Here is a 679-nt window from a genome sequence, read left to right on the forward strand (position 1 = left end):
TTTACTTTTAGTATAAATAAATCGATACAGAATAAAAGTGTTATGAATATTTATACAAGTGACTGGGATGAATTTTGCGAAGCCTTTGTCTCGCTTGCGCACAACAAGCGAGTAAAGTTTGTACCAGTCACGCTATAACATTTTTAAAATAAACCAACCATACAAGGCTACTGAAGTAAATTTTGCACATCCTCTGTCAGCAGCACCACAGCAAGAAGCGTTTTTACCAACGACACAATGTCTATTTTAAAGTGAACGGACTATGGATGGCTGCACTAAATCTATACTAATAAGTAGGAGCACATCATGACTAATACAATAAATTCTACAGACCAAACGCCTATAAACGACTCCGCCCTAATATCATTTGACTACATCATTATCAATGCCAATCTCGCCACCTTTTCAGAGCAATACGGGTTTGATATTTATAGCGAAAACCAAGAAAAAAGCACCTCTTATGGTCAATTAGAAAGTGCCGCTATCGGTATCAAAGACGGCAAAATTGCATGGGTTGGTACGCATGAGCAAATAAAACCGCACCTTACCCATTATAAAAACGATCAAATCAAAGATGTTGATGGCAACTGGGTAACGCCTGGACTCATCGACTGTCATACTCATATCGTTTATGGTGGCAACCGCAGCAATGAGTTCGAAGCGCGATTGCAAGGTGCCA

General features: G+C 39.3%; 1 pseudogene. It reads left to right on the forward strand.

Features of this window, described 5'->3' with window-relative positions:
• Positions 1–306: 306 nt before the first annotated feature.
• A pseudogene (locus tag ACS8FD_RS21025) lies at positions 307–679 on the forward strand (imidazolonepropionase); the annotation flags it as partial.

The sequence above is a fragment of the Psychrobacter sp. 1U2 genome (assembly GCF_051847575.1).